The sequence below is a fragment of the Lunatimonas salinarum genome (genome assembly GCF_017811155.1).
GTDB lineage: Bacteria > Bacteroidota > Bacteroidia > Cytophagales > Cyclobacteriaceae > Lunatimonas > Lunatimonas salinarum.
This window is the reverse complement of the sequence record NZ_JACVCV010000014.1, coordinates 133,167-154,885: the sequence shown is the minus strand read 5'-3', so window position 1 is coordinate 154,885 and position 21,719 is coordinate 133,167. Positions and strand designations below refer to the sequence as shown.

Genomic DNA, 21,719 nt, shown 5'->3' with positions numbered 1-21,719 from the left:
CAGGCCAAAAACAGGCAAACGGGGCCGCCGCAGGACCGGCACGGTGTTCAGGCACACCCCGTTGGGCGGAGAGGAGTGCCCCGACGATGCCGTCGTTGAAGCGGTAAAGGAAATACAGGCCGACCCCGATACCGACTATGGCTACCGTAAGATGACCTTTCAGCTCCTTATCCTCGGATTCATCATCAACCACAAGAAAGTCTACCGGCTCATGGAAGCCGCACAGTTGCTCAAACCCAGGCACAAACGCTCGGAGCGGAAGTACGTGCGTTTCAGGACAGTGACGCCGAAGGCACCGCTGGAAGTACTGGAGATGGACATCAAGCAGGTCTGGATCACAAGGGACAGGCGCCATGCCTACATCCTTACCGTCATCGATACCTTCACCCGGGCAGTACTGCACTGGCAGTTGGGCTTCCATATGAGAAAGGACCAGGTAAAAGGGGCATGGGAGAGGATAATAGCCGAACATCTGCAGCCTGCAGACCTGCTGGCCAGGGGCATACATGTGGAACTGAGGAACGACAACGGCCCCCAGTTCGGGGCGGGCCTGATCCGGGAGTTTTTCCGGGAAAACTACATCAACCAGGTGTTCACACACCCGTATACGCCCCAGGAAAACGGCCACGTGGAAAGCTTCCACAACATCTTGAACCAGGCACTCAAGAATCAGGTCTTCTGGTCCATAGACGAGTTGGAGGGCAGACTGGCCACCTTCTACGACAGTTATAACAACAGGCGTATACACGCCTCCATCGCATACCTGTGGCCGATGAAGTTCTGGGAGCTTTGGGATCAGGAAAAAATCGATATGCTGGAAAAAGGGAAAAATAAGGTTAAATTCAGGCTCAAGATCCCTTACCAAACCATATCGGGTAATGGGAGCCTGAGGGAAGTTTCCTGCTCAAATTTGAACCCCCTCAACGGGGGCGAAAATTTGCCCGATAAAGAAGTGAGTGGGCCCGATCTGCCCGAGGGGCCCAACACTCCAAATCATACGACATCGGTGCAAAGGTCACCTTCGGTCGTTTCCTGCTAATGCCAAATATCGAACCTTACGGCATTATAATGCAATATCAAAAAAAATAAAGTCCGATTAATAGGGGGCTAGACCATTGTTATAGTGTAATCCAAAAACCTTCAAATCACCTCGGTCTATGGCCAGCTCATTCGTTGGCATTTCCCCATACCGTAAACTATCTCCGTTTATGGCGTTCATCCAGTCAACCTTTTTGACCAGTTCCCCATTTTCCCGAAACAGGGCAGATTGACCAAATGACTTGATAAAAATGGAATCCCCTTTTAATACATTGATAAAATTAACATGCTTACCTGTTCCATTTGGCCCTTCTATTTCAAAAGGGAGTTTTTCCTCCAGCCGCAGCTCATCCAAGTTGATTTTCTCAATGGTATGGTCGTCTAAATTAAAATTAACCAAGTATTTCCCGTCACTGCTTATGTCGGCACTAATTAGCCTATATCGTAAAAAAAGAATTTCATCGCCGGGATCAATCATCACGGTATCTACCAAATAGGCAAATTCAGTGCTATCAAGCTCTTTATCCTTCGTTTGGCAAGAAATGAAAATTAAAATGATTACTAAAATAGGTAGACTCTTCATGACATTGCTTGATCTACATAAGGACAAAATATACGTGTGTAAACCTATTCAAATTAGCGGAATACTCCACTTCCTGACAGTTAGGTTTAACCATTTTTAACCTTCTAGAAAAAATAACTAAAAGTAAATCTCACGTTGAATCTTTAACCGAACAAAACCCATCTCGTCATTCATATTTTCATAAATCCAAATTTTGCCATCCTTGGCAAAATGCTTTGCCGGTCTTTTGGTCAGCTGCGGGACAAATGTCTCTCCAAGTTGGTTTAATTCCGCGTCATAAGCCGTTAAAAACACATCTGTTCTGCTTTCATTTTCAATATAGGAAAACCTGAGAAATAGTTGACCGTCCCGATCCCAAAACGGCGGCATGAAATTAATCTCTTGTTTGTACCTGGCATATTCAACCCTATATTCCTCGGGAGTTTCATATACCTTTCTGTATTCTTTCTCTTTTTGGTTGGCTGTTAGTTGGCTCGTATATGATTTCATAAAAAGAGAGTCCACCTCCGTGTCATACCACATCAAAGCACTCGTGATTTCATTGGACAAAATCACTTTCTTACCGAACTTTTCTATACCCACTTTTGGTGTTTGATGGATTGTACTTTTTCCAATATAATACATAAAGCTATATTCAGGCATCTTATCAAAGCTTTTTAGTTTCACCCTTGATGTTTCATATTCCTCCAAATGGAGCACTCTCAATACAAACTTTTTATCCTCATATTCTTGGATCAATCCATATAATCGCTTGGAATCGGGATCCAATAACACACTACTTCCCATTAACAGATCTCCCCCACTATGCCAATCCGCCAAAGAGAAGTTTTCATAATAAACAGTCATTAATTTCTCTCCTTCCATAGAAAATAATGAGCTATGATACATCCCCGTTATGGAAACATGACTTTCGTCGATAACTCCCATTATTCCTATTCCAGGACCGGTGCCGTTAGGTCCTTCTTTTTCAAAAGGAAATTTTTCCTCCAGGCGCAGCTCATCCAGATTAACTTTTTCAAGGGTATGGTCATCAACATTAAAATTATAAAAGTATGTTCCGTCCGTGCCCATGTCCGAATTCAAAAGCTGGTGTTTTAAAAAGATAATTTCATCAACCGGATCAATGATCACGGTATCTACCGAAAATTGCAGGTTGGAAAAATAATCCGAGCTATCTTTAACAATACTTTCTTTACACGATATTAACACCCCAAAAATCAAATAAAATAAATACCGCATAGATATCTTTCTCTAATTTATAATTCAAAATTTGCTAATTCATTTACGTTGTCAGGCCCATCCGAAAAGATGGCCGCTGATCTGATCAATCTGATGAAGTATACCACTTGGGTTATACTAAGAGCCTCAAACGGAGATAAATGGATTAGCTCCGCCTCACTATATCCATCAAAGACGCTCTAATGAACCCTCAGAATTGTATCAGTTGATTGGTAAAGGCATTACGGTTACCCCTCTGCCCTCGTTACTCAGTATGGCAATTGTAATGCTTTGCTGCCTGTTTTCACGAATAATGTGTCCCATATTCGAAATTAACTCAACGGGATCAATGATCCGCAATTGCTGAAAGATAGTGGCTTCAAAGTTCTCGGGAGCGATCTTGGTGATTTTCCCGTCTCTTTCAACTATGTTGTTGCGTCCAAAGAATACCTGTACCTTGTGAGCACTTGGATATTCAGCTTGGACAGCTGTAGCTTTCTTCACTGCCTTAAAAAATTTTCCATGAAAATATTCATGGGTCATCAGTGATACATTGTAGGCCGCTTTTTTTAGAAAACCTTTTTTCTCCGTTTCACGAACAAGAAACATGGCAAAATCTTCCGACTGATATTTGCTCAACTCCGACACGTCTCTTTCGATATCATCAATCGTCAATGAGATATTCTTTGTTTTTTTCCACTGTTCAAAAACTTCCTTCTTGATTTCCTTTTTTTCGGGAGACCTTTCATAAAGAATGCTCGTTTTCACTTCGGGATAAGCTTGCTGCAATGCTACCATCTTCTCAAATGCCAACGGCTCAAAAAACGGAAACTCTGTACCGGTAAATTTTTCATGCTCATCCAAGGCAAGATAGGCCTCCCGGATTGCATACAAATTCAATTTATTCAGGTCCAATTCATATTGATCCCCATCGTTATATCCCTCGGAAAGCGATTTTTCAAACTCGTTTGCAGATTCGAACGGCGTCAATTGAAATGGCGTGGATTGAAACGATGTGGATTCAAATTGTCGACTGGATGACAAAAAAACGGTCAAGAAAGCAGCTATCAACATACTGACCGATTTGAGTACACTGGATTTTAGAGGTGAACTGAATTTTCCCATCATAATTATCCTGCTTTTGGTGGCGGAAAAACTGAATGGACTACTCATGGACATGGCACCCTGCTTACCGGAAGTTTTGTGTAACAAAAGCCACTGGTATGCTGTTTTTTCCCGGAAGGTGGCATTAACGGCCTCATCTGCCAGAAACTCGTGATTAAGCTGGATCGCCTGCTTATAGAGTAGGTATAGTGGATTAAACCAGAAAACAATTTTAAGAAATTCCACCAGCAAAATATCCCAACTGTGTTTCTGGCGAATATGGGTCAGTTCATGGCATAGGATTTCTTTTTCAATCCGTTGGAAAGATTCCTCTTCAACAAACAGAAAGTTCAAAAATGTATAGGGTATGGTATTATCGGGTAGCAGCACATAGGTGCATTCAGTATCCTTTCTGGTCGGATTAGTTCGTATTAATCGAATGAGTTGGGCTAGTTGTAGTGTAAAGCGGATTGAAAAGAAGATGAGTCCGATCAAATAAATGCCCAAAAATATAGCATTCCAGTTTAAGGCCGTTACGGTTGGAATTTGGGATTTCCCTTCATTCCCCCCTTGATCCAAGCCAAAAGGCTGTGTTTTTACTTCTGCGGAACTCCCCTCTTCTTCCACAGAGGTGAATCCCTCCGTATGCTCAGAAAATAAGTTTTCCGCGACTTGGACACCAAATGGCATATGAAGAAACGGAACAATCAGTGAAAAGCTGAGCGCAAATAGCAGATAGAATCTGTTGAACTGAAACATGCTTTCCCTGGCCAAAAAAGCTCGGTAGAAAACATAGAAAATAAGTAAGGCAATACTAGCCTTAACGATAAACGCTATCATGGCTTTTGGAATTTAAGTTGTTCCTCGATTATGTTTTTTAGTGCTTCCAATTCTTTCGTATCCAATTCCGTTTCTTTCGTGAGAAAGGAAGCAAATTGGGCGGGGGAATCGTTAAAGAAGTCTTTGATCATAACGTTTACCTTTTTGGAGAAATAATGGTTCTTGTCCACCAATGGGAAGTATGCCCTGGAGTTGCCATACAGCTCAAAATAAATGGCTCCTTTGTCCTGCAGCCGCTTCAGTAATGTGGCCACAGTTGTATTGGCTGGTTTGGGATCGGGATAGGATTCCAAGATATCCTTCATAAAGACTCTGCCTTTCTTTTCCCAAATCAAATTCATAAGTTGCTCTTCAGCGTTTGAAAGATTCATTCTCTAGTTTTATAGAATTTGTTCTACAAATATAGAACATAAAATAAGAATTAAAAATTACGGACTAAAAATTTCGCAACTGACTGAGGAGAATTTGAATCACGCTTTATTTTCACTCCGTTTTGTTTGTTATTGGCGGGAAGGCAATGACGAGGTGGATTTGTTTTGAATGGCAGACCTTACGGCTTTCATTTATTGGTTTATCAGGGATAAAAAATATCTAATAATCACCTGAATATCAGTATTAAAAGGGGTTTATAAAAAATTTACTCAATATACTGAGTAAAATTACTCAATGGAAGGCCATAAGTATTACCGAAAATCTATACCTAGCATTTCGGTTCTGGAAAAACACCTAGATGGGTACTCCATTGACCTAAGGAGATATTGATCCGGTACACTGCCAATCAATCGTAGAGCGCCGCTATTTATGGGATAGTATCCGGTAAAACAGGATCATTGGATTTCTTTCCTCTTCCCCATTCCGGTGAATCGCCAAACAAAAAATCCTTCTGGATCTCTATCGTTTTGGTAGATGCTAAGGTATCCTCATCACCTTTATTTCCACAGTTTTGAAACAGGAATACTGGAAAAAGGAACAAAGTAAATTTGGTATACCTCATGTTATTTTTGGAAATTGTAGGTTGAAGATCCGTAGCCAAAAGAGCTTACTATAATCCTCCAAACACATCATCCAACTCCAGCTCAAATCCAGCCACGGCTTGAGAACTTACCTTATCACCCAGGGTGAATAAACGGGAGGAATGATAGCTGCCGCTCGTCAGTGTATAAATGAGTAAGGTCCGCTCATCCGGATGGATGACCCAGTATTCCTTCACTCCCGAAGCCTCATACACCTCGTATTTTAACTTTATATCTTTTTTGTTGTTGCCGGGAGAAAGGATCTCCACAATTAAGTCCGGGGCCCCTAGACAGCCACGTTCGTCTATCTTCTCCGGGTCACAAACGACACATAAATCCGGCTGCACAACGGTGTCGATGTCCTCATTCCTTTTTGAAGCTACCGGCAACCGAACATCAAACGGCGCCGAAAACACTTCACAGGGCTTCCCTTCGAGAAAATTATACAAGGTATTGAAAATTCTACCCGATATCCGCTGATGGATCACACGGGGTGCGGCTGCCAGCCGAAACACCTTTCCACGGATCAGCTCTACCATTTCATCTATCTCCCAGGTAAGATAATCCGCGTAGTTGTAGGAACCGTAAGCAAAGTCGGGTTCGTTGACTATGTTTCTTTCAGGTTGCGTTTCCATAGGATATACAAACTATTTGAATGAGTTATAAAAATAATAAAAACCAATCCATTCTGGGAGAAATAGCTCCCGATGATGGAAACATCTATTGGATTCTTGAATTTTACTATAAAAACGCAAAAAGCCACATGTCGTGTTTCCTTCAATCCAGCGTACAAAAAAACCGTTCCTTTGGGAGCGGTTTCTTTTAAGCAAAATAGGGTTCGTTTAAAGTCTTTTGATCTGAATATTCCGAAACCAGATATCATCACCGTGGTCTTGGAAAGAAATAGCCCCCTCCTTGAACTTGGCAAAGTCCGGCATATCCTTAAACTTGCTTTTGCCTACCATCTCGTTCCATGCATCGTTCCAGAGAGTAGTCTTTACAGTTTGCACCCCATTAAGGAAAAAAGTGAGTTCTCCGTTCTTTAGCACAATTTCGGTCAGGTTCCATTCTCCAACCGGCTTAACAGGCTCCACCTCGGAAGCGATTAGATCGTACAAGTTGGCAGTCCTGTGGGTCACGATCTGCCCATCTCGGTGCCCGTCATTGTCCAGCAACTGGTATTCGGGACCTGTATGATAGGTAGCTTGATATTCGCCGTTGTCTTTTACCAGAAACATGATACCGCTATTGCCATTTTCGGAGATTTTCCATTCCACCTTCAGGTGAAAGTCCGAAAACGTCTCTTTGGTCACTAGATCGCCACCTGTTAAGTCTTCCGCCCGCTTGCGCTGACCCTGAAAATACAGGGTACCATCCTGAATAGTCCAAGCCTCTCCGGGGGCATCCTTCCCATATCCCTTGAAGTTGTCCAAGGAGGTCCCGTCAAAAAGGGTGATCCATTCGCTGCCTTCCGTGGCCGAAAGTTTGGGTGCATCCGCTTGGCCTTCGCCAGCTTTTTCCGATCCTCCGCAGGAAGCGAGTGCCAGTCCTGCCGCTGCGAGCAATAAATGATAATTTTTCATAATTATGGGGGTTAGTTTATTGCAGAATTAAAACAGAAAAAGAATCCCGCCTCCGTAAAAAGCCGGAAACGGGATTCTCTATTCTACTTCACACCCTAACTACTTTTTAAGTAACAGGACGTACTTAACCATTAGCTCGGCGTCTTCCTTGGAAAGAGTTGGGTGTGCTGGCATGGGGATTTCTCCCCAAACGCCCACGTTGCCATTAATCACATGGCTGGCCAGGAGCTCCACGTTTTCATCAGTAAGCTCGTACTTTTCTGATACATCGTTGTAAGCAGGCCCTACGATCTTACGATCCACCATGTGGCAGCTGGGGCAGTCGCTTTGCTTCACGAGAGCAAGTCCTGCCGCAAAATCCGGATTATCCTTGTGCCTTTCCTCTGGACTCACTTCTTGCTGGGCAGGTGCCGCTGGAGCTGGGGTGGATGAGGTTGTTTCTGTTTTAGTCCCAGAACCACCGCAGGATGTTGCCATAATTGCCGCCGCAACCACAGCCAAGCTTAAGGTTTTATTTAACTTCATTTTTAATTGGTTGTATTTGATTTTAACTGATTCCTAATATTTTTCGGTTGAAGCCTTCATCCGCACCTGTAGACGCAAAATCGTCAAACGTCTTTTCAGTCACTCGAATGATCTTTTCGCTGATAAACTTGGCCCCTTCAATGGCTCCGTTTTCGGGATGCTTCAGGGCACATTCCCATTCCAATACCGCCCAACCATCAAAGTCGTACTGAGACAGCTTGCTGAATATCCCGTTGAAATCAACCTGACCATCCCCTAGCGAACGGAAACGTCCGGCACGTTCTACCCAGCCCGAATATCCCCCATACACGCCTTGACGACCCGTTGGATTGAACTCAGCATCCTTCACATGGAACATCTTGATTCTTTCGTGGTAAATATCTATAAAATCTAGGTAATTCAAACATTGCAGCACAAAATGACTGGGGTCGTAGAGGATGTTCGCGCGCTTGTGATTATTCACTTTTTCCAAGAACTTCTCAAAAGTCACGCCATCATGCAGATCTTCCCCTGGGTGCAGCTCGTAACATACATCCACTCCATACTTGTCAAACTCATCCAATATCGGCAGCCACCGTTTCGCTAACTCCTCAAATCCCGTATCCACCAGACCCGCAGGTCGCTGAGGCCAAGGGTACACCGTGTGCCACATCAGGGCACCGCTAAAGGTAGCATGGGTCTTCAGCCCAAAATTATGGGAGGCCTTGGCCGCCCACTTGAGCTGCTGCGTGGCCCATTCGGTTTTTCCCTTTAGGTCACCGGCAAGTTCCTTGGGTGCAAAGGCATCAAACATTTCGTTATAGGCCGGATGAACTGCGACCAGTTGCCCTTGCAGGTGAGTAGAAAAATCGGAGATCTCCACGCCGGCCTCTTTGACTACGGCTTTGATCTCGTTCACATAGTCCAGGTCTTCGGCCGCACGCTGCAGGTCTATCAGACGTGCGTCCCAAGTTGGGATCTGCACTGCCTTATAGCCTATGCTGGCCGCCCAGGTGGTGATATTTTTAAGGTTATTGAATGGGGCTTTGTCGTCTGCGAATTGAGCTAAAAACAACGCAGGTCCTTTGATGGTTTTCATAGCGTTTAAGTTATTTTAAAGTTCAAAGTTAGTCCATTTTTGTTCACTTTTGGCACTTTTAACCACATGTTCGACGAATGCCATGCCTCGAAGTCCATCCTCCGCACCGGGAAAGTCCAGCCACTCCACCTTAGGTGTTTCACCGTTTCGTTTGGCGTATAGCGTTCTCGCAAAATTTCTGTACAGATTAGCAAACGCTTCCAGGTATCCCTCGGGATGCCCACCCGGTGTACGCAGGTTTTCCATGGCCCAAGAGGACAGGTAGGGTATGTTTCCACCGGTACGGTAGATCTGGTCAGGTGCTTCAGGATGACGCACGATCAGCGTGTTGGCATTATCCTGCTCCCACTCCAAGCCGGCCTTTTCTCCAAACACCCTTATTTTGATATTGTTTTCCGAGCCAGTAGCTATTTGCGTGGCCATTAGGACGCCCGATGCACCGTTGTCGTATTTTAGCAATACCGAACCATCATCGTCCAGGGTACGTCCGTCTACAACGATGTTCAAGTCGGCACAGATTTTGGTGGTTTTCAGACCACTCACGTACTCCGCCAAATTAAAGGCATGGGTACCGATATCCCCCATACAGTTGGCAATACCACTTTGCTTGGGGTCTGTGCGCCATTTTGCCTGTTTATAGTCGGTATTTTCCAAGTCTGTCCAAAGCCATCCCTGCGGATACTCTACGTATACCTTTCGGATTTTCCCGAGCACACCCGATTTAATGAGGTGTCTAGCTTCCTTTACCATGGGATAACCGGTGTACGTATGGGTAAGACAAAAAAGCAATCCCGTCTCGTCGATGGTTTTAGCGAGCGCCTTCGCCTCCTCGTAGGTAAATGTCATGGGTTTATCCAACACCACATGAAAGCCGTTTTTCAACGCTTTCACCGCTGGGTCGAAATGCACATGGTTTGGTGTCACGATGGCCACAAAGTCGATTCGTTCATCCTGGGGAAGCTGTCTTTCCATTTCGAACATTTCGTCATAGGATCCATACACGCGGTGGTCGGGCAAAAAAAGTTCCTTTCCTGTTTGCCGGGATTTCTCTGCATTGCTGCTGAAAGCTCCTGCAGCCAATTCTATCAGACCATCCATTGCAGCCGAAATGCGGTGAACCGCACCGATGAAGGATCCAGGGCCCCCACCGATCATACCCATTTTTAGTTTTTTGTCGCTCATTCTTTTACTCTTTGGTTTAATTGGTTGCTGAACTGTAAGAAAATATTCTACAAATCTTTTTATATTACGTCGGGGATTGGATGAAATAAGGGCTAAAATCCATTGCATATGCCATTCTAAACCGGTTGCCGCAAATGACCCACACAAAAAAGCCACTTTCATCAAGTCCTAAATTTACACTAAAATGGTAAAATTATAAATTTATTATCCATTACTTTACCCTTGCGTCTTTTAGACGGCGCTAAGGTTACCAACTAGCTTTAAATCCTATGACATCTCCTATTAGAATCAAACTATCCCTGATGATGTTTTTGGAGTTTTTCGTCTGGGGCTCGTGGTTTGTTACACTGGGCACCTTTCTGGGAAACAACCTCCAAGCCAGCGGGACCCAATTGGCGGCGGCCTTTTCCACCCAATCCTTTGGAGCCATCATCGCACCTTTCATCATCGGGCTGATAGCTGACCGATACTTCAATGCCGAAAAAATCCTGGGCGTGCTCCACTTGATTGGCGCGCTCCTGATGTTTATGATGTTTCGGGCGGACTCCTTTGCCGGTTTTTATCCGTTTGTTTTCCTGTACATGCTGATCTACATGCCCACTCTGGCATTGGTCAATTCGGTTTCCTTTAATCAAATGAAAGACCCCGCTAAAGAGTTTAGTACCATTCGGGTTTGGGGAACCATCGGATGGATTTCTGCCGGATTACTCATCAGCTATTTCTTCCTATGGGACAGTCCTGGATCTATAGACGAGGGGATGTTGCGCAATACTTTTCTGATGTCCTCCATATCTTCTGTGGTGCTGGGACTGTTTTGTTTTAGTCTCCCCAACACGCCTCCACAAGCTTCGCTGGCAGGAAAGCGTTCTATTTCCGAGATCATGGGGCTGGATGCGCTCACCTTGTTAAAAAACAGGGACTTTGCCATCTTTTTTATCTCCTCCGTACTAATCTGCATCCCACTGGCATTTTATTACCAAAATGCGAACCCCTTTCTTTCCGAAGTTGGCCTACCCAACCCTACTGGGATGATGACCATAGGCCAGGTTTCGGAAGTGTTATTCCTGCTTTTGATGCCCCTTTTCTTCCGTAAGTTTGGATTAAAGACCACCTTGATCGTGGGCATGCTCGCTTGGGTAATACGATATATCTTCTTCGCCTATGGAGATGCCGGTTCCGGCACTTACCTGCTTATCATTGGTATTGCGCTTCATGGGATTTGCTACGATTTCTTTTTTGTTTCTGGACAAATCTATACCGACTCCAAGGCAGGCCCAAGATACAAAAGTGCGGCCCAAGGACTCATCACCCTGGCTACTTACGGGATTGGGATGTTGATTGGCTTTTGGATAGCCGGGATCGTTTCTGACGCTTATGCGCATGCCAATGGGCACGATTGGAAATACATCTGGCTGATCCCTTCGGCTATCGCATTGGCAGTAACGATCCTGTTTATGCTATTCTTCAAAGATCGGGATTTCGAAAAGGCCACCGCTGACCGCAAAGCCGAAAGAAACATTGAAATTAAAAACAAGTTAAGTATAAAGTGACCCATCAAAGTAACTTAATTGCTAGAAAATACCGATATTCTGTTCGCTTTTTTGCGGCAAAGGTATTTTATAAATATGTTTGTTGTCTTCAACAACGAAAACCTAAAATAAAAAAAATATATGGCGAATCAGAGTTATGATGCGATTGTCGTCGGCTCCGGCATCAGTGGCGGCTGGGCGGCAAAAGAGCTGACTGAAAAAGGATTAAAGGTACTTCTTTTGGAAAGAGGCCCCATGGTAGAACACGTCAAAGACTACAAGACCGCTACCCTGAGTCCCTGGGAAGTGCCCCACCGAGGCAGAAGGACAGTTGAAATGCTGGAAAACCACCCGAACCTCCGGAGGGATTATGTATTGAACGAACTAAATCTAGACTGGTGGGCCCACGAATCAGACTCCCCCTATGTGGAGAAGAAGCCCTTCACTTGGTTTAGAGGCTACCAAGTGGGCGGAAGGTCTCTGCTTTGGGGCAGGCAAAGTTACCGATGGGCTGACGAGGATTTTGAAGCAAACCTAAAGCAAGGAATTGCCGTAGACTGGCCTATACGGTATAGAGATCTGGCTCCCTGGTACAGTTATGTAGAAAAATTTGCCGGGATAGCCGGAAGCAAAGACAACCTCCCCATTCTCCCCGACGGAGACTTTATGCCTCCTTTCCCACTCAATTGTGTGGAAGAAGACGTGGCCAAACGAATAAAAGACTCATTCAAAGGCGAACGAGCCATGGTACATGCTCGGGTAGCCAACATCACGCAGCCGCTGCCCGGCAGGCCAGGATGCCAGTACCGAAACAAATGCTCGCTTGGCTGTCCATTTGGCGGATACTTCAGCACACAGTCCTCCACCCTGCCAGCCGCAGTGGCTACCGGTAATCTGACCTTACGCCCTTGGTCCATCGTGAACCGCCTGGTGTACGATAAGGATACCAAGCGTGCTACCGGTGTAGAAATCGTAGACGGGGAAACCAACGAAGTGATCGAGTTTGACGCAAAAATCATCTTCCTATGTGCCTCAGCATTGAACTCTACGGCGATTTTGATGCGGTCCGCCACCGATGTGTGGCCGGAAGGATTGGGCAGCAGCTCGGGCGAATTAGGGCATAATGTCATGGATCACCACTTCCGGTTGGGAGCCAATGGGCTCGTGGAAGGATACGAAGACAAGTATTATTATGGCCGGCGACCCGGTGGCTTTTACATACCACGGTACCGTAACTTGGGCAACGAAAAACGTGATTACGTCCGTGGCTTTGGTTATCAGGGCGGTGCAAGCCGCAGTGGATGGAGTAGAAATGTAGCGGAGCTGCAATTCGGCGCACCCATGAAAAACGCACTTACAGAACCGGGACCATGGTCCATCGGGATGACAGCTTTCGGCGAAATCCTCCCCTATCACGAAAATACGGTGAAGCTGAGCAAAACCGAAAAGGACAAATGGGGTATGTACGTACTGGAAATGGACGCCGAAATCAAAGAAAATGAAAAGAAAATGCGGGTGGACATGATGAACGACGCGGCTGAAATGCTGGAAGCTGCCGGTGTAAAAAACATCAACACCTACGACAATGGATACACTTTCGGCCAGGGTATCCACGAAATGGGAACCGCCCGAATGGGTAGAGATCCAAAGACCTCTGTGCTAAACGGCGACAATCAAGTATGGGATGCCAAAAACGTCTTTGTGACAGATGGTGCGGCGATGACCTCTGCCGCGGCCCAAAATCCATCACTGACCTACATGGCCATGACTGCAAGAGCCGCAAACTTTGCGGTGGAAGAACTCAAGAAAAGAAATCTGTAATCACTAAACGAAACGTACATGAGCAAGATAAATAGAAGAGATGCGCTCAAAAGCGTGGTGTTGATGATGGGAGGTACCATGGTAGGAGCCAACGTGATCTTAACCGGCTGTGCTCCTGAAGACACCATAGAAGGCTTGGACTTCTCCAGTGCAGATCTGGCCTATATGGATGAGATAGGTGAAGCCATTATCCCCACTACCGATACGCCTGGTGCAAAAGCTGCCGGAATAGGTGCCTTTATGGCCATGATGGTCAAAGATACCTACAATAAAGAACAGCAGGAAACCTTTATCAACGGACTAAACAGTCTCCGGAAAGATTTTAAGACGGACTTAGGCAAGGACTTTATGAAAGCGACCGTAGACGAACGTACGGCCTACCTAAACGAGCTGAACCTAAAAGCGATCGAAAAATTTAACAGCGGCGATAAAACCCCCGCCTACATCGGTATGTTTAAGGACCTGACCGTGCTGGGCTACTTCACTTCTGAAATAGGTGCTACGCAGGCCTTGCGCTATGTGGAAACACCGGGCAGATACGACCCCTGTATGGAGTACAAAAAAGGTGACCGGGCCTGGGCCACTTAATGTATAAAAAATGCCCACAAAAGAAGGGGGAAAGAATCCAATCATTCTATCCCCCTTTTCTCACCTCACTTGACCATTGAAAGGTGTTTTCTTTGGATTATTACCCGGTGTTTTGTATCATTATAAAATGAACAAACCACTAACGTGCCAATGAAATTAATTTTTACACTCCTTCTTTTTGCTACGTCTTTCTGGACTTCCGTAGAACAATCATCCTTATTGCATCTTGCGCCGATTTATAAAATGCCAACGGATGACCTTGAGGCTTTCGCCGTCAACAAAGAAATACCCGACGAGATCCGGAACATCACCTTGGAGGCTTTGTCTCACTTCCCCGAGCTACTAGGAGTAAAAATAGACTTTCAGTTTAAAAGCAATATCAACGGTTCAGTAATGCAGGCGCAGCCGAAAGTGTTTTCTGTTATCTTTAACGACAAAGACACCCGTTCCTACCGGGTAAAGATCAGCAGAAACCTCGTATTTGAAGATGGATTTTTGCCCATAGAAGAGTTACCAAAAGATGTCCTGCTAGGATGGATTGGACACGAGCTAGGTCACATCATGGATTACTTGGACAGAAGTTCCGCTGACCTGCTGCATTTCGGTGCCAAATACTTTTGCTCACCAAAATTTGTAACCCAAGCGGAAATCAATGCGGACACCTATGCCTTGGCAGCAGGGCTGGGAACTCAGCTTATCACCCACAAGGAGTATGTGCTGAATCACGAAATGCTATCCGAGGAGTACAAGGAAAAAATCAGAAAACTATACCTTTCTCCTTCCCAAATCATGACCATGCTGGACGAAGAAGAATTTGAGCAAGTCAACTAGGCAAATGTTTTGGTCCAAAAACCAAACCTTTCATCTGATTTTCGGGTAGTAAACTAGCGAGTTAGCTACAAAGCGCATCTGTGTCGCATTTATCCCTAGTATGCCAAAAAACCTGCCATTTTTCCCATTGAAATTGGTTGCTTTTCCCGGTGAGAAGCTCAACCTACATATCTTTGAACCACGCTATAGGCAATTGATCGGTGATTGTCTACTGCATGGAAACACCTTTGGCATATGCGTATACCTTGAAAAGCTCACAATGTACGGGACAGAAGTAGGCATACTGGAAATCTCTAAAACCTACGAAGATGGCCGGATGGACATCAAAACACTAGGAATCAGACCATTTCGCATTATAAACTTTGTCAATCCGATAGAAGGAAAATTATATGCCGGAGGGGAGGTGGAATTTTTGGAAGGCAACGTCGGAACAGATGCTGACCAAGACCTATACGATGAATTTACCGAGTTGATGAGAACTATGTTACCGCTGCTCGGATTAAGAGTAGACCCGGCCAAGGAAAAGATTGATACCTTCACCTATGCCCATAAGATTGGACTTAGCTTGGAGGAGGAGTTTCAGCTGCTGATGATGAAAAGCGAGACTGCGCGACTACAATTCTTGATCCAGCATGTGAGAAAAGCATTGCCAATCCTGCTAAAGATGGAGGATGCCAAACGCAAAATTCAAATGAATGGCCATTTCAAATACCTGGATCCATTAAATTTTTGATAAATTATCTTTCCTGATATAGGCCTTTCGATTGTTCCATTCGACCTCATACCACTTATCCACCGAGGATTCAATTTTAACTCGGTGCCCTACCTCCACTCTTCGAATCAAGTTACCTGCCGCCGTCGGACTATCCATAATCAACGTAGGACTACCGGTGACAATCGCCGTTTCGGGGGCGTTAAGGAGGTTATTGCAAGCTAACGCAAGGGTGAGGCAAACAAGCGCAGGAGCGTAAAACACCTTACGTTTGCGGGGATACGCCACCGCAAATATAATCAACACCAAGACGAAAAAAGTAAGGAAAGCAGACAGCTCCATCTTCACATCCAACAGAAACTTCAGAAACTTTTCCCCGTCAGACACTTCATACCCATACAGTGTCGTTTGGCCGGTCAGTGACCGAATTTTGGTGATAACCTTGGGATTTGGATTGTGGTCATAATACTTGGAGAGGTAGGTAGTAGACTTGGCAAAATCCCCCATTCCCTCTGAGATAAATGCCATCTTCAACAGCATGGCGGGTGAATAACTTCCCTCATCCCGCAGCATACGTTCGTAAATCACGAGGGCGTCGGTGTATTGCTTTTCGGCGAAGAGCGAATCCGCCTTACTAAGCGAAATATCAGACGCCTGAGTTACAGTAACATAAAACAAGCCTAGAAAAAACACACTGAATTTAGCAACAATCACTCGATGTATATTTGGCATTCTCAAACTGTTCAGTTAAATTTGCAGTCCAATTACGGGAACAAAGAAAGTCCATATTTCCAAGCCCGTGACAAATATAGTAAATGATTCCGTAGCTCAGCTGGTAGAGCATAACACTTTTAATGTTAGGGTCCTGGGTTCGAGCCCCAGCGGGATCACTTGAACAATAGAGAGCTGTTCGTAAGGGCAGCTCTTTTTGTTTTACCTTAGCCGCCCATAGGGCGAGAAGTCTATCCCGATGAACACAGCGAAGCGGAACCTCCTTTTGGACCATTCAACCCGAAGGGACCATAGGTCCGCTTTCCGTCTAAAAAACAACGTACCTTCCCGGTCTTGTACCAAGAGACTTGCATTGTCCACCAACTTGGTGTAGGTCTTGGAAACCGGATCCAATTTAAACAGCTTGCTCACATCCGTCCCGTAAACATTCCCATCTTTATGTAATACCAGAAATGCACTGCGCCAAATGTGGCTGCCAAAGGGAGGATAATCATAGAGTTTTTGAACGGATACGACTTCTCTGGCTTTCGGATAAAAGACAAACAAATGTCCATTCCTCAGAGCATAACGCACCAGCGAACCGCCCAGCTTTCCATACTCCGGGATGGTGCCAAAGACTACCTGTTGCCTATCGGGAAGCACGGAATGGACAAATGCAATTTCTTTGCATGGCTTCTTTCTGTAACTTTACATATCCTCACAGCAAACAAAGGCACTTTACACCATGAATGAATTCAGCAACCCCACAAAAGCCGCTTCCTGTTGTGAGCCCGAAACAACAGCTCCCAAAAACACGAAAACCGCATTCTTTGAATGGAAAGACTGGAAGCGTCCACTTTTCAGCCTAGCATTACTTTTAGTGGCCATCCCATTGGAGTTTGGGGCGGGGGGTTATTTTTTCAGCGGATGGGTAAGGCCGCTCTGGTATGCAATAGCCTATTTGCCGGTGGCATTGCCTGTGCTGTCCAGGGCCTGGAGCCTTATTCGAAAAGGGGAAGTCTTTACCGAGTTTTTCCTAATGGGCCTGGCAACCTTGGGGGCTTTTGCCATTGGCGAGTATCCGGAGGGCGTAGCGGTGATGCTTTTCTACGCAGTAGGAGAGCTTTTTCAGGAAGCAGCAGTAAAAAAAGCCAAAGGCAATATCCAAGCCCTCCTTGATATGCGACCCGACCGCGTGGCCGTATGGAGGAATGGACAACTACACCTAGTGGCTCCCGAAACGGTCAATCCCGGTGAAATAGCACAATACAAAGTGGGGGAGCGAGTGGCGCTAGACGGAAAACTACAAAGTAAAGGCGGGCTGTTTAATACGGCTGCCCTCACAGGGGAAAGCCTCCCACGCCATATCGGAGCGGAGGAAGACGTATTGGCGGGCATGGTGATCCTGGACCGGGTCGTAGACATACATGTCACCAAACGCTTTCAGGAAAGTACCATCGCCCGAATCCTTAAACTGGTGCAAGGTGCGGCGGCACGCAAAGCCAAAACAGAACAGTTTATCCGGAAATTCGCTAAGGTGTACACGCCCATGGTGACGTATCTAGCCTTGGCCCTCGTTGTGGTTCCGTGGTTTTTTGTACCCGAATATGATTTCTCCACCTGGCTGTACAGAGCCTCGGTATTTTTGGTGATATCCTGCCCCTGTGCCCTAGTGGTCTCCATTCCTTTGGGGTACTTTGGCGGCATTGGCGCCGCGTCCAAAAATGGCATCCTGTTCAAAGGCTCCAATTTTCTGGATTTGATGGCAAAGGTAACTACCGTAGTCATGGACAAAACAGGCACCCTGACCAAAGGAACCTTTGAAGTCGTAAAAACAGTCTCTACCGGGGGCTCAAATGACGAAAGCTGGAAATCGCTGGCGGCCGAATTGGAGCGAAGTTCCATGCATCCTATCGCCAGGTCGATAGTCACCCAAATAACGCCAAACTTACAGGATAAACTACTGGTAGCATCGGAGCAAATGGAGATAGCCGGTATGGGGATCATCGGAAAAATCGGGCACAAGGCGGTAATCGTCGGAAACCATCGCCTGATGCTTCAGCAAGAGGTAAAGGGTTTAAAAAAAGTCGAGGAACCAGGAATGTCCGCCGTACACGTAGCCATAGACGGTATCCATCAGGGGTATTTCCTGATTGCCGATACCCTGAAAGTGGATGCGAAAAAAGCCATTTCCGATCTAAAAAAGTGCGGTGTCAAGGAATTTTTCATTTTGTCCGGTGACCGGCAGGACGTCACCGATTCGGTGGCAAAGGAACTGGGCATCACGCAGGCGTTTGGTGAACTGCTGCCGGAGGAGAAAGCGAACCGGTTGAATTCCATCCAATCTTCGCCCGATCGGATCGTGGCGTTTGCAGGAGATGGGATCAACGATGCACCCGTACTGGCCCTTGCAGACGTAGGAATCGCTATGGGAGGACTCGGCAGCGATGTCGCCATAGAAACGGCCGATGTGGTCATACAAACCGATCAACCCACTAAAATCGCCAAGGCCATCCAAATCGGGAGGTTCACCCGCCAGGTCGTATGGCAAAATATCCTAATGGCCCTTGGTGTCAAACTGGCCGTGCTGATTTTAGGTGCGTCTGGGATGGCGAGCATGTGGGAGGCAGTATTTGCAGATGTGGGAGTAGCCTTACTGGCCATTCTAAATGCCGTTCGCATCCAATACCGTTGAAACCGCCCCTTAAGGCTTTACCATCAACCAAAGCTCCGCGACTTGAGAGCCGCGTTCCCCCTCTCCACAGGTCCAACGAAAGGTAATCTCCCCGTCCCGATAAGCCTCTTTAGGTAGGTCAAATTCATGTATCGGCTGATGGCCCGTTTGAATAAAATCGTGGATCTCCAGCCCTCCATCCACTTCCAGTCTCATCCTTGACCTAAATCTACCTGTGTAAGCCACACGAAGTGTATATTCGAGATCGGGATTGAGCTGATCGTATCGGATCTTAAGCGGCGTATCATACAGGGTATTTACCTGCATCATCCATGCCTGCGGTGCAGAAGAACCTTCAAATCCCACTGCTTTCACCTCATGCACCCATTCCACACCAATTAACCCAACCCCAAAACTAATCCTGGGCCGATATAAACTTCCTGGATCCTCCTCCAACGATTTGTCAAAAACTACCCGCTTCCAACTTTTTGGATGGCCAAAGTTGTCGTAAAAACCACCCGGCCCCGGATTGGTTCTGTTCACAACGGCGTGAAGGGCACCTTGCCAATCGCCACCCTCTCCCAATTCCATAATAGCCCGCAAATTATCCATCAACCAAGGAGCATCGTTGAGGACGGCATCCAAATTATCAATGAAATTCCCCCGTCCCGATGCCGCTCCGTGCGGATCGATGGTCAGTTGGGCACCAATACTTTCGTAGAGAGCGTCCGCGAGTTCCAAACAACGGGCCCGCCACTGGGCAGCCGGCTCCTCGGTCAAACTTTGCTCCAAAACAGCTAACGCTTGGGAAAGCCCGGCCAACTCACCTTCCTCCAAGGCCTGGCGCATGAAGTCCCTTGCCTTGTGTTCAGCGGCCATTTGAAGGGCAAGTTTACGCTGCACATAGGCGTCGTAATACGCCCTGATCAGACCCATCTGAAATCGAAAATTGCCCATCTGTGCCGAATCTGCCCGTTTCTCCATTTCCTGCCACACCTGCAGGGTCACCGGCACCAGCATATTGGTAAGCAGAGAACCACGCAAATTCTCTTCCTGCAACAACAAGCCTTGGGCCACACCTTCTACCCACTCCGGACCAAAAAAGAAGCGCGCATAATCCCGAAGGGTTTCCACCACCGGAACATCCGGATCCCAATCCTGGTCGGTCCAAATAAATTTATTCACATCATCATTCGTTCCCTCTGAGTAGCTCAAACTGCCATCCGCATAGCGTGCCAGTGCATTGTGAATCGCCTTTTGATCTTCCGGCCTGGGATTGATGCACTCTCTTCCCAAGGTCATGGACAGTGCCAGGTCCCACTCGGGAATGGGGTATTGGGAACTCAGGCTATGGGTAATATCCGGATACCGACGGATGGGTATGCCGGGATTTACCAGCTGTCGAAGCTCCGGTAAGGGTATCTTTACCCACGGACCAAACACTACGCCCCCCAGCCACTCGTATTCCTGATTGACATGGTAAAAGAATCGGTCGAACCAAGCTTGGGTTGGGCGAAATACCTGAGGAGAAACCCAAACCTTTGCGTTTGGATGGTATTTCCGAAGCACCTTGGCAGACTCCTCCAGCCACCAAAAGAGTTCGTCCGGCTCCAGCTCCCCGGGATCCCCGCCCGGTACAAACAGGTGATCAAGGCGTGGCACGGAGGAAAAAACCTCGTGGCGTTCCCGTAATTCCACCTCCAAGGAGTCGGGATGGGCGTAGTCCTCTCCCATATTGGGATACCACATCCAGACGTCCATATCAAATTGGTCTGCAACACGGGACTGATGCCCGATCATCTCAATGGCAGGAAGCTGCATTTGGCGGCTGCTGAAGTCATCGTCCGTCCTCGGCGGAACGATCTCTATGCTGTTGGATCCAAACAAGGCCAATTCCCGGATGTATTGCTCAAACATGGCTACCGAAAACGCATCGTAGGAATTGGTTTTTGGTCGGTAGCCAAGCTGATGTCCGCGAATGGGATAGGTAGGAGATGAAGCCGCTGCGACTGATTCGGGAACCTCCAATAGGCCATCCGCCCAATGCATTTTTCGCAAAAACCGACCTATCCCGTACAGGACGCCCCGCTCGTCTGCCCCGACGATGTACACGATGCGGTTTTTGGAATCTATTTGAAGGCTATAGCCTTCCGAAGACAAAATCGGTGTCGCATCGATTACGGGTCGGTAGGCAGCCGGCAGTTTATCCCCTTCGCCCCGTATTGCCAACACGATGGCTGATCGACCTGGAGCAGAAGGCCTTTCCTGTAGGCTCAACCCTTTTCCGGAGCGCTTAAGCACTTCCTCCCGCAGTACTTCCCCAAAAAAGGACAGCCTCGAACTGCTTTGCCGAGGCAAGACCACGACAGCATCGGTCAAATCCACCGCCCCAATCACCGGAAAGGAAGCGGACAGTACCAGAAAAACAAGCAGGAATTGGTATAAATTTCTCATAGCAACGGGCATTGATTGGCTTCGGTAATACGGCTTTTCCATCAAAAAGACCATTGCAGAGGGCAACTCGTGCCGGGTAAGGACGAAACATTCAGCGGATTTCCCAAATCGATCCATTCTATAATCTACCTGCTACTTTGCTTTTGGCTTTAAAAAATGGGGCGATAAATCATTTTCTAGGCTTTCGCCGATGAAGCTTGGATAAGTTTAAGCCGTCCAAGTCTTTTGCCTTTCC

Annotated in this window: 19 protein-coding genes and 1 tRNA gene; 8 read left to right on the top strand and 12 right to left on the bottom strand. The window is 46.5% G+C overall.

Going from position 1 to position 21,719, the window contains the following annotated elements:
• Window positions 1-1,039: DDE-type integrase/transposase/recombinase (locus IAQ59_RS16765; RefSeq protein ID WP_209331990.1), on the top strand; the 1,039-nt coding region annotated here is incomplete at its 5' end.
• 57 nt (window positions 1,040-1,096) lie between these two features.
• Here the strand turns inward: IAQ59_RS16765 and IAQ59_RS16760 are convergent.
• From IAQ59_RS16760 to IAQ59_RS16720, 9 genes are all read right to left on the bottom strand, one after another.
• A complete protein-coding gene (locus IAQ59_RS16760) occupies window positions 1,097-1,621 on the bottom strand; it encodes a DUF4221 family protein (protein ID WP_209331989.1) in 525 nt (174 codons plus the stop codon).
• 117 nt (window positions 1,622-1,738) lie between these two features.
• Window positions 1,739-2,860, bottom strand: coding sequence for a DUF4221 family protein (locus IAQ59_RS16755; RefSeq protein ID WP_245189666.1), 1,122 nt, complete (start codon window positions 2,858-2,860; stop codon window positions 1,739-1,741).
• A 201-nt stretch (window positions 2,861-3,061) separates the two neighbouring features.
• Window positions 3,062-4,783, bottom strand: coding sequence for a M56 family metallopeptidase (locus IAQ59_RS16750; RefSeq protein ID WP_209331987.1), 1,722 nt, complete (start codon window positions 4,781-4,783; stop codon window positions 3,062-3,064).
• Window positions 4,780-5,154, bottom strand: coding sequence for a BlaI/MecI/CopY family transcriptional regulator (locus IAQ59_RS16745; RefSeq protein ID WP_209331986.1), 375 nt, complete (start codon window positions 5,152-5,154; stop codon window positions 4,780-4,782). Before IAQ59_RS16745 ends, IAQ59_RS16750 begins: the two co-directional genes overlap by 4 nt.
• Before the next feature lie 671 nt (window positions 5,155-5,825).
• Window positions 5,826-6,431: a Uma2 family endonuclease gene (locus tag IAQ59_RS16740; RefSeq protein ID WP_209331985.1), complete on the bottom strand. Its 606-nt coding sequence runs from the start codon at window positions 6,429-6,431 to the stop codon at window positions 5,826-5,828.
• 207 nt (window positions 6,432-6,638) lie between these two features.
• The gene (locus tag IAQ59_RS16735) at window positions 6,639-7,379 is read right to left on the bottom strand and encodes a 3-keto-disaccharide hydrolase (RefSeq protein ID WP_209331984.1); all 741 of its coding nucleotides are present in this window, start codon (window positions 7,377-7,379) and stop codon (window positions 6,639-6,641) included.
• A 99-nt stretch (window positions 7,380-7,478) separates the two neighbouring features.
• Window positions 7,479-7,904, bottom strand: a complete 426-nt coding sequence (locus IAQ59_RS16730; protein ID WP_209331983.1) for a c-type cytochrome — start codon at window positions 7,902-7,904, stop codon at window positions 7,479-7,481.
• 22 nt (window positions 7,905-7,926) lie between these two features.
• A complete protein-coding gene (locus IAQ59_RS16725; RefSeq protein WP_209331982.1) occupies window positions 7,927-8,982 on the bottom strand; it encodes a sugar phosphate isomerase/epimerase family protein in 1,056 nt (351 codons plus the stop codon).
• A 15-nt stretch (window positions 8,983-8,997) separates the two neighbouring features.
• Entirely contained in the window at window positions 8,998-10,164 is a 1,167-nt protein-coding gene (locus IAQ59_RS16720) for a Gfo/Idh/MocA family protein (protein ID WP_209331981.1), read from the bottom strand.
• Between the two features lie 269 nt (window positions 10,165-10,433).
• On the opposite strand from IAQ59_RS16720, the gene IAQ59_RS16715 reads away from it, so the two are divergent.
• The 5 genes from IAQ59_RS16715 to IAQ59_RS16695 all read left to right on the top strand — a co-directional run bounded on the left by IAQ59_RS16715 (window position 10,434) and on the right by IAQ59_RS16695 (window position 15,666).
• On the top strand, window positions 10,434-11,714 hold the full coding sequence (locus IAQ59_RS16715) for a nucleoside permease (RefSeq protein WP_209331980.1): 1,281 nt from the start codon (window positions 10,434-10,436) through the stop codon (window positions 11,712-11,714).
• 120 nt (window positions 11,715-11,834) lie between these two features.
• On the top strand, window positions 11,835-13,514 hold the full coding sequence (locus IAQ59_RS16710; protein WP_209331979.1) for a GMC oxidoreductase: 1,680 nt from the start codon (window positions 11,835-11,837) through the stop codon (window positions 13,512-13,514).
• A gap of 18 nt (window positions 13,515-13,532) precedes the next feature.
• A complete protein-coding gene (locus tag IAQ59_RS16705) occupies window positions 13,533-14,102 on the top strand; it encodes a gluconate 2-dehydrogenase subunit 3 family protein (protein WP_209331978.1) in 570 nt (189 codons plus the stop codon).
• Between the two features lie 150 nt (window positions 14,103-14,252).
• Complete coding sequence (locus tag IAQ59_RS16700) at window positions 14,253-14,933, top strand: hypothetical protein (protein ID WP_209331977.1); 681 nt, start codon at window positions 14,253-14,255, stop codon at window positions 14,931-14,933.
• Window positions 14,934-15,033: 100 nt separating this feature from the next.
• Complete coding sequence (locus IAQ59_RS16695) at window positions 15,034-15,666, top strand: LON peptidase substrate-binding domain-containing protein (protein WP_209331976.1); 633 nt, start codon at window positions 15,034-15,036, stop codon at window positions 15,664-15,666.
• On the opposite strand, the gene IAQ59_RS16690 is transcribed toward IAQ59_RS16695, so the two are convergent.
• Entirely contained in the window at window positions 15,655-16,377 is a 723-nt protein-coding gene (locus IAQ59_RS16690; RefSeq protein WP_209331975.1) for an SH3 domain-containing protein, read from the bottom strand. The genes IAQ59_RS16695 and IAQ59_RS16690 overlap by 12 nt on opposite strands.
• Before the next feature lie 85 nt (window positions 16,378-16,462).
• Here IAQ59_RS16690 and IAQ59_RS16685 point away from each other — a divergent pair.
• A tRNA-Lys gene (locus tag IAQ59_RS16685) sits at window positions 16,463-16,535 on the top strand.
• A 43-nt stretch (window positions 16,536-16,578) separates the two neighbouring features.
• On the opposite strand, the gene IAQ59_RS16680 is transcribed toward IAQ59_RS16685, so the two are convergent.
• Window positions 16,579-17,019, bottom strand: coding sequence for a hypothetical protein (locus tag IAQ59_RS16680; protein ID WP_209331974.1), 441 nt, complete (start codon window positions 17,017-17,019; stop codon window positions 16,579-16,581).
• An 82-nt stretch (window positions 17,020-17,101) separates the two neighbouring features.
• On the opposite strand from IAQ59_RS16680, the gene IAQ59_RS16675 reads away from it, so the two are divergent.
• Window positions 17,102-19,051 (top strand): heavy metal translocating P-type ATPase, encoded by a 1,950-nt coding sequence (locus tag IAQ59_RS16675; RefSeq protein WP_209331973.1) that lies wholly within the window; start codon window positions 17,102-17,104, stop codon window positions 19,049-19,051.
• A gap of 9 nt (window positions 19,052-19,060) precedes the next feature.
• Here IAQ59_RS16675 and IAQ59_RS16670 read toward each other — a convergent pair whose 3' ends face one another.
• The gene (locus tag IAQ59_RS16670; protein ID WP_245189665.1) at window positions 19,061-21,484 is read right to left on the bottom strand and encodes a beta-N-acetylhexosaminidase family protein; all 2,424 of its coding nucleotides are present in this window, start codon (window positions 21,482-21,484) and stop codon (window positions 19,061-19,063) included.
• Between the last annotated feature and the right edge of the window lie 235 nt (window positions 21,485-21,719).

Excerpts from the sequence above, each read along its gene's own strand:
- IAQ59_RS16675 (WP_209331973.1), top strand. The coding sequence starts at position 17,102 with ATGAATGAATTCAGCAACCCCACAAAAGCCGCTTCCTGTTGTGAGCCC.
- IAQ59_RS16720 (WP_209331981.1), bottom strand. The coding sequence starts at position 10,164 with ATGAGCGACAAAAAACTAAAAATGGGTATGATCGGTGGGGGCCCTGGA.
- IAQ59_RS16695 (WP_209331976.1), top strand. The coding sequence starts at position 15,034 with ATGCCAAAAAACCTGCCATTTTTCCCATTGAAATTGGTTGCTTTTCCC.
- IAQ59_RS16735 (WP_209331984.1), bottom strand. The coding sequence starts at position 7,379 with ATGAAAAATTATCATTTATTGCTCGCAGCGGCAGGACTGGCACTCGCT.
- IAQ59_RS16690 (WP_209331975.1), bottom strand. The coding sequence starts at position 16,377 with ATGCCAAATATACATCGAGTGATTGTTGCTAAATTCAGTGTGTTTTTT.
- IAQ59_RS16740 (WP_209331985.1), bottom strand. The coding sequence starts at position 6,431 with ATGGAAACGCAACCTGAAAGAAACATAGTCAACGAACCCGACTTTGCT.
- IAQ59_RS16725 (WP_209331982.1), bottom strand. The coding sequence starts at position 8,982 with ATGAAAACCATCAAAGGACCTGCGTTGTTTTTAGCTCAATTCGCAGAC.
- IAQ59_RS16755 (WP_245189666.1), bottom strand. The coding sequence starts at position 2,860 with ATGCGGTATTTATTTTATTTGATTTTTGGGGTGTTAATATCGTGTAAA.
- IAQ59_RS16715 (WP_209331980.1), top strand. The coding sequence starts at position 10,434 with ATGACATCTCCTATTAGAATCAAACTATCCCTGATGATGTTTTTGGAG.
- IAQ59_RS16760 (WP_209331989.1), bottom strand. The coding sequence starts at position 1,621 with ATGAAGAGTCTACCTATTTTAGTAATCATTTTAATTTTCATTTCTTGC.
- IAQ59_RS16710 (WP_209331979.1), top strand. The coding sequence starts at position 11,835 with ATGGCGAATCAGAGTTATGATGCGATTGTCGTCGGCTCCGGCATCAGT.
- IAQ59_RS16730 (WP_209331983.1), bottom strand. The coding sequence starts at position 7,904 with ATGAAGTTAAATAAAACCTTAAGCTTGGCTGTGGTTGCGGCGGCAATT.
- IAQ59_RS16705 (WP_209331978.1), top strand. The coding sequence starts at position 13,533 with ATGAGCAAGATAAATAGAAGAGATGCGCTCAAAAGCGTGGTGTTGATG.
- IAQ59_RS16670 (WP_245189665.1), bottom strand. The coding sequence starts at position 21,484 with ATGAGAAATTTATACCAATTCCTGCTTGTTTTTCTGGTACTGTCCGCT.
- IAQ59_RS16700 (WP_209331977.1), top strand. The coding sequence starts at position 14,253 with ATGAAATTAATTTTTACACTCCTTCTTTTTGCTACGTCTTTCTGGACT.
- IAQ59_RS16750 (WP_209331987.1), bottom strand. The coding sequence starts at position 4,783 with ATGATAGCGTTTATCGTTAAGGCTAGTATTGCCTTACTTATTTTCTAT.
- IAQ59_RS16745 (WP_209331986.1), bottom strand. The coding sequence starts at position 5,154 with ATGAATCTTTCAAACGCTGAAGAGCAACTTATGAATTTGATTTGGGAA.